Below are 6,150 nucleotides of genomic sequence, written 5' to 3'. Positions count from 1 at the left end.
TTAACTTCAGTCTTGGTCATGGTGGCGTTCCTTCGCGGGAATCAGGTGACGTGAACAATCACCAGCCTGCCATGACCGCCCCCTCCCAGCGAATTTGCAGAACTCTCAGCACACTACCCCGTACGCCTGCTAGCGCCCGAAATTCTTCACGATAGCAGTCCAAGCTTCTGGTGGAGAGGCATAAAAACTGGACATCGGGTTGCGGGCGTGCCGACGGCTCAATTGGGGCCGGAAGCGGAAGGTCGGCTTTTGGCCGCCGATGAATGATAGCAGACGAAAGGGTCGGCAGACGAACGTCTGAAACCGACCATCAGCTGATTGATGAACGCCACCTGGGCATAGCTGAGATTAGATCACGCGACATGGAAAGCTCGATGACGGCCGCGTGGCAAATTTACTCGATCCTAGCGTTACATGGTCTTTGCCTCCGCGCCCAATGCGTCGAACGCGCCCGGCACGACCGCCTACTGTCCGGATCAGCCCCTACCTGCCTGCCAGACATGCGGCTGAAATGGCGTCTCCAGCGGCGGTTGGGTGATGTTGGACGTGTAGTTGGTGATCGTAGACGCCGAAAGAACGGCGACCACCTCCAGCAACCGGCTCTCATCAAAGTCCGCATCGAGGAATTCGCGCTTTTCCACCTCGCTGAGCCCACCGCGCCTCTCGATAAGCGTACGCGTGAGTTTCGCCAGAGCCGCATGCCTGGCGTCCACAGGTAGAGCGCCCTCTCTGATGCTGGTGACAGATTCAGCGCCGACCCCCTCGGCAATCGCCAGATAGGAGTGAAAGGCCACAGCCCACTCTGCCTTGTTGGTGACTGCATTTGTCAAAAGCAGGATCTGGATCTCCGCCTCGCTGAAGCTCCCGCCATGTACCCGCGCGAAGAGGTCGGTCAAGCTGCCGATAAGCACAGGCGAGGTTGCCATCGTGCCGGCAATATTTGGAATGAAGCCGAAGGCTGAATTCAGTGCCTCAAGTGCCGGCCTGGAAGCTCCGGGCGCCGTTTCGATGGAGTGAATGGGAAAGTTCGTCATGTGTCTGTCCTTGATGGCAATTGGGCGCAGTTTGGCGCCGCAAATGGGGTAGAGACCTGAATTCTCAGGTGACGGTGATCGCTCAATGGGCCTGCGCCGCCTCCTCGATCAGCAACATTTGCCGGATGAGAAAGCATGACAACATGCGATGCACCCTGCACGACCACGACTTCGCGCGCGTGCGCACGTTTCGCCATGAAGTCGTGCAGAGCCGGAGGGATGCTTTTGTCGGCCGCGCCGTAGACGAAGTACGACGGAAGGGTTTTCCAGGCGGCCGCGCCTGAAGCTTCCTTCAGCGCGGTCTCGGTAACAGGTCTCTGCGTGATAGCCATCAATGCCACCTGCTCCATAGGCAGGTCGGCGGCAAAGGGTCCAGCAAATTTTGCCGGATCGACGCTCAACTGAAGGCTGCCATCTGGCAGCGTAATTGGCTTGGCCAGAGCCGCGCCAAGCTCGCTACCCGGAAACTTGCTGATCAAAGCGAAGGTGCTCTCGCCCTTGTCAGGCGCGAATGCGGCGACATAGACCAGCGCCCTGACATTCTTGCTGTTAAGCGCGGCGTTTGTAATGACGGACCCGCCATAGGAATGGGCAACCAGCACCACAGGCCCGTCAATGCTCTCCACCACGCTGGCAACGGCTGCGGCATCGCCAGAGACGCTTCGAAGCGGGTCCGCTACTGCCACGACCGTGTAGCCATCGCGAGAGAGAATCGGGATCACTGAATTCCAAGACGAACTGTCTGCCATCGCACCGTGAACCAGAACAATGGTGGGCTTGCTGGACGCGGCTTCGGTCGCCCCAGGGGCGAGCAAAAACGCAGCCACTGCCGTCACCGCCAGCGGCCAGCCGAACAGGACACGTTTGATTTCACACTTCATAGATCTCTCCTTGGAAGGCTCGGCTATCTGTCGTTGTATCGATATAAACGATGATGACTGAGAGATAATGCTTGTATTTGGCATGATATTCATGCCAATTTTGCATGAATGGACGTTGACGACCTCAAGACATTCTGCCGCGTCGCTCAACTTGGCAGCATTGCGGCTGCGGCGCGGGCCGAAGCCAGCGAGGCATCGACATTGTCTCGCAGGATAGCTGGACTGGAAGCACAGCTTGGGACACGACTGTTCCAGCGAACGACCCGGAAACTGTCGTTGACGGAGGCCGGAGCGATTTTCCTGTCTCGCATCCTGCCTATTGTGGACGAGGTTGCGGCGGCCCGCGAAGCAGCGCTTGCCACCGTCGAACAGCCAAGCGGCATGTTGCGCGTTACAGCCTCAAACGCCTACGGCGAAGCGGTCGTCGCGCCACTGCTGGCCGGATTCTGCGCGCAGTACCCGCGCATTGAAATTGATCTGCTGCTCTCGGACGCTTTGGTGGACCTCGTTGCCCAGCAGGTCGACGTCGCCTTGCGTCTCGGGCCGCGTCCGACCGGCGACCTCATCGTCTCCAAGTTAAAGACAATCGAGCGTCGTTTGGTGGCGTCGAAAGAATATCTGTCTTCAGTGCCTCCAGTCGATCGGCCAGAAGACATTGGTGCGCATGTCTGTTTGCCGACCACGAATTTACCTCAAACGCCGCTGTGGCTGTTCAGGCGGGATCTCGAAAATATCGAATTGACCGTGCCGGCGAAGATCAGGACCAGCAACACACTGGCGCTTCGCCAGTTGGTACGCGACGGCGTCGGGATCTCGCTGCTGCCGGAGTGGTCGGTGGATGAGGATATCAAGAGCGGAAGGCTTGTCCAACTCCTCCCTGGTTGGAAGATCAGCGTCGGGGCGCAGGAGAGTGCCGTGTGGGTCGCTTATCCTTCCCGCGCCTACCTGCCGCTGAAGACGCGGAAATTTATTGATTTCTTTAAAAAGCAGATATTGTCGGAGGGTTCGAACTCTTGATCCTCTACCACCTTCGAGGTCCTAACCATTCTCCGATCCCTTCATGGCTTCCCGGAAGCCCGGCGTTTGCGGGATGTGCGGCCGAAAGCTGGGGAGAGCGGACACAACGTTCCCGCCCAAACTGCTCTCCGAATGCCCATCTTTCTCCGAATGCCCATCTTTCTCCGAAGCTGGGGAGTACCTCTCAAAATCCCTAGATTCACAACAGCAATATCAATGCTTTACTGCCAGCCTTGCTCCGGTCAGTTCTGCGGTTCCCTATCTCTGATCAGCGGCGCAGGCCAATACGCAGTCGGGGTAGCCACTCCGGACATTCGCGCGCAGCGGCCAGCGCCCGATCGCTATCTTCTAATCGATGGACAGGTGGCCGCGTTCTGGGCATAGGCCTCGAAAGCGACCCCGGGATTAAAGGGGTGCCGACACTGTTCCGAAAACCGCCGGAACGTCTAATATGCCCAGATGCAGGGGACACGCATCGCTTTTGGTCCGTTCGTACTCGATCCCGACGTCGGGACGCTCCTGAAAGAGCAGATCCCGATCGTTGTTGGGCATCGTGGGCTGACGCTGCTTGCTGCGCTTACCGCCCGGCCCGGCGAGATCCTGACCAAGGCCGAACTGATGGACGCTGCCTGGCCGGGAACCGCCGTTGAGGAAGGCAACCTTACGGTCCAAATAGCGACACTGAGAAAGGCACTCGGTCCGGCTGACAACGGCGGCGAGTGGATCGCCACGGTGCCTCGCGTCGGCTACCGCTTCACCGGGACTGTCGAGCCGGTGGCGAGCGCATCCCGCAGACCGATACCAGGGTCCGGCAAGCCGTCGATTGCGGTCCTGCCTTTTGCCAATTTGAGCGGCGATCAGGACCAGCAGTATCTCAGCGATGGCATAACCGAGGACATAATTACGGAGCTGGCCAGGTTCCGCTCCCTCCTTGTCATCGCGCGGAATTCATCTTTTCAGTTTCGCTATCCGGCATTGGACATTGCCGAAGTCCATCGCAAACTCGGAGTTCGCTACCTCGTCGAAGGCAGCATACGAAAGCTCGGTGATCGCATTCGGATCACCACACAGTTGATTGACGCTTCCACCGGTACCCACCTGTGGGCCCAACGCTACGACAGGGCCCTCGACGACATCTTCGCATTGCAAGACGAGGTTGCGGTTCTCATCGCCTCGATGGTCGAAGGCCAGGCGGAGGCCGATTCGACGAGCAGGACCAGACGCAAGCCTCCGGCCGATTGGGATGCATACGACTGCTACCTGCAGGGGCGCGCACAGTTCTACCGGTATGAACTGGACATGGCCGAGCCCCTATTCGTCCGGTGTGTCGAGCTCGATGCGACGTTCGCTCAGGGCCACGCCTTCCTCGCGCAGGCGCTCGTCGGCAGATTTTGGTACGACAACGATCCGCGGACGCTACAGAACGCCTGGGACTCGGCACGAACGGCGCTCGCTCTCGACAGGAGCGATGGCGTCTGTCACCAGAGCATGGGCCTGGTGCTTACGCACATGCGCCAGCACAGCGACGCGGGAGTGCATTTCGAGCAAGCGCGCTCATTAAACCCGTTGGACGTGAACATAGCGGGGGACTACGCAAGCTGGCTCAACTACGGCGGCCGGGCCGAGAGCGCGCTGAACGTGCTTGAATCTGCGCTGCTGCGCGACCCGTTACCTCCAATATGGTTCTGGGAGGTGAAGGGCAGCTCCCTCTTTCTGCTAAGAAGGTACTCGGAGGCGGTCGGTTCGTATCAGAAGGCCGGCGACCAATTCTTCATTCATGCCTTTCTCGCAGCGGCGTACGCTCATTTGGGCGAGACGCAGAAGGCGCGTGCTGAAGTTCAGGAAGCACTGATAAGGAAACACGACCTGACTATCCGGCTGATTTCACGTCTCCCGTTCGCCCACCAAGTCGACCTCGAGCTTTTCACGTCAGGCTTCAGAAAGGCCGGTTTTCCCGCGTGAACGCACCTTCGGGAGCGCGCCGGTCAGGCCGAACAGCCGAATGCACCCCAACAGGTCATCGAACCCCCTTAACCGAGATCGAAGTCGAGGGGGGCGTCGGCACGCATCGGCTTCGGGGCTAGCATTCCGCGCGTCTCGTCTTCTGGACTCTTCGTTGAAACAGTCGCATCCTCTCTGCGGGGATGAGGGCGTGGACAAATACCGATACGACAATCGATCTGATCGCTGGCGAAAGCGAACCGGTGCCAAGCATAGCCGTGCGCACCGATGGGCGAATGTGCCGCGGCGCCTGATTTTGGTGACTGCGGTAGCGGCTGGCGCTCTGGTCGCGCAAACCGCCATCCAGCACAGCGAAAGTTTGCCAGAGATCAATGCATCGAATTGGTTCGGCTCGAAGCCGGCGCCGATCGCCGGTGTCGCGTCTGTGATCGACGGCGACACGATCGAGATCCACGGACAGCGCATCCGCTTCAACGGCATCGATGCGCCCGAGAGTAAGCAATATTGCGAAGACGCTAAGGGCTTCGAATACGCCTGCGGGCGCCATGCTGCCCAAGCCTTGGACGAGTTCCTGGCTGCATCGCGTCCGTTGCATTGCAGCTTTGTTAACCGAGACCGGTACGGCCGGCTTGTTGGGGATTGCGATCGCGCCGACGGTCGCAACGTCCAGAGCTGGCTTGTCGAGCGGGGCTTGGCACTAGATTGGCCGCGCTACAGCCACGGAGCCTACGCAAGACAGCAGGCGAAGGCCCAGGCGGCGAAGGTCGGTCTGTGGGCTGGAGCGTTTCAGGCGCCATGGGATTGGCGCGCAGAGCATGCGAACGGCACCACCAGGCCGTCAGCAAAACAACCACTCGGTATCATGCGTAATGGGCAGGTGGCGCAGAGCTATTCTTGTCAGCCACGGCGAACCTGTCCCCAGATCAGCTCATGCAACGAGGCGAACTGGTATTTGGCCAACTGCTCTTGGGGCGGCAAGCTCGACCGCGACAAGGACGGCATTCCTTGCGAGAGCCTTTGCTAAGTCCGCAGTGAGAGGGACATGGCATGATCGTCGTCGACTTTGCCCTTTTTGCCTCCACGGCGCACACCAAGGGGAACTCTGTGGTCGCCCAGAGCCTTCCGCAAGGCTACTGGCGAAGGCAATCAATCGGTCACCGCCGCCAAGATACGCGGCGTCTGGCGCCGCAGCGACGAGTATAGGAGAATTCTCGACCTTGGCCCGCTCAGCGTGCCTGAACTCCTGCGCAACTGAG

The 6,150-nt window shown here is 59.6% G+C and carries 5 protein-coding genes; 3 read left to right on the top strand and 2 right to left on the bottom strand.

Translation table 11 applies throughout. The annotated features are described in order from the left end of the window. Window positions 1-476 precede the first annotated feature (476 nt). Window positions 477-1,034 (bottom strand): carboxymuconolactone decarboxylase family protein, encoded by a 558-nt coding sequence (locus tag NKI46_RS30775; protein WP_352597763.1) that lies wholly within the window; start codon window positions 1,032-1,034, stop codon window positions 477-479. Continuing rightward, a complete protein-coding gene (locus tag NKI46_RS30770) occupies window positions 1,031-1,891 on the bottom strand; it encodes an alpha/beta fold hydrolase (RefSeq protein WP_502896857.1) in 861 nt (286 codons plus the stop codon). Before NKI46_RS30770 ends, NKI46_RS30775 begins: the two co-directional genes overlap by 4 nt. Window positions 1,892-2,023: 132 nt before the next feature. Between NKI46_RS30770 and NKI46_RS30765 the strand changes: the two genes are divergently transcribed. From NKI46_RS30765 to NKI46_RS30755, 3 genes are all read left to right on the top strand, one after another. Next, a complete protein-coding gene (locus tag NKI46_RS30765; RefSeq protein WP_352749685.1) occupies window positions 2,024-2,932 on the top strand; it encodes a LysR family transcriptional regulator in 909 nt (302 codons plus the stop codon). Between the two features lie 459 nt (window positions 2,933-3,391). Beyond that, window positions 3,392-4,894, top strand: a complete 1,503-nt coding sequence (locus tag NKI46_RS30760) for a winged helix-turn-helix domain-containing tetratricopeptide repeat protein (protein ID WP_352749683.1) — start codon at window positions 3,392-3,394, stop codon at window positions 4,892-4,894. Between the two features lie 190 nt (window positions 4,895-5,084). Beyond that, window positions 5,085-5,918 carry a thermonuclease family protein gene (locus tag NKI46_RS30755; protein ID WP_280800015.1) on the top strand — a complete coding sequence of 278 codons (834 nt, stop codon included), beginning with the start codon at window positions 5,085-5,087 and terminating at the stop codon, window positions 5,916-5,918. Window positions 5,919-6,150 lie beyond the last annotated feature (232 nt).

It is taken from the genome of Mesorhizobium sp. M0615, assembly GCF_040320805.1.
Lineage (GTDB): Bacteria > Pseudomonadota > Alphaproteobacteria > Rhizobiales > Rhizobiaceae > Mesorhizobium.
The sequence above is the reverse complement of the archived record's forward strand: the minus strand, read 5'-3'. Positions and strand labels throughout refer to the sequence as shown.

What these genes read in the sequence shown, in the direction of transcription:
- NKI46_RS30765 (WP_352749685.1), top strand. Translation starts at nt 2,024, where the DNA reads ATGGACGTTGACGACCTCAAGACATTCTGCCGCGTCGCTCAACTTGGC.
- NKI46_RS30760 (WP_352749683.1), top strand. Translation starts at nt 3,392, where the DNA reads ATGCAGGGGACACGCATCGCTTTTGGTCCGTTCGTACTCGATCCCGAC.
- NKI46_RS30775 (WP_352597763.1), bottom strand. Translation starts at nt 1,034, where the DNA reads ATGACGAACTTTCCCATTCACTCCATCGAAACGGCGCCCGGAGCTTCC.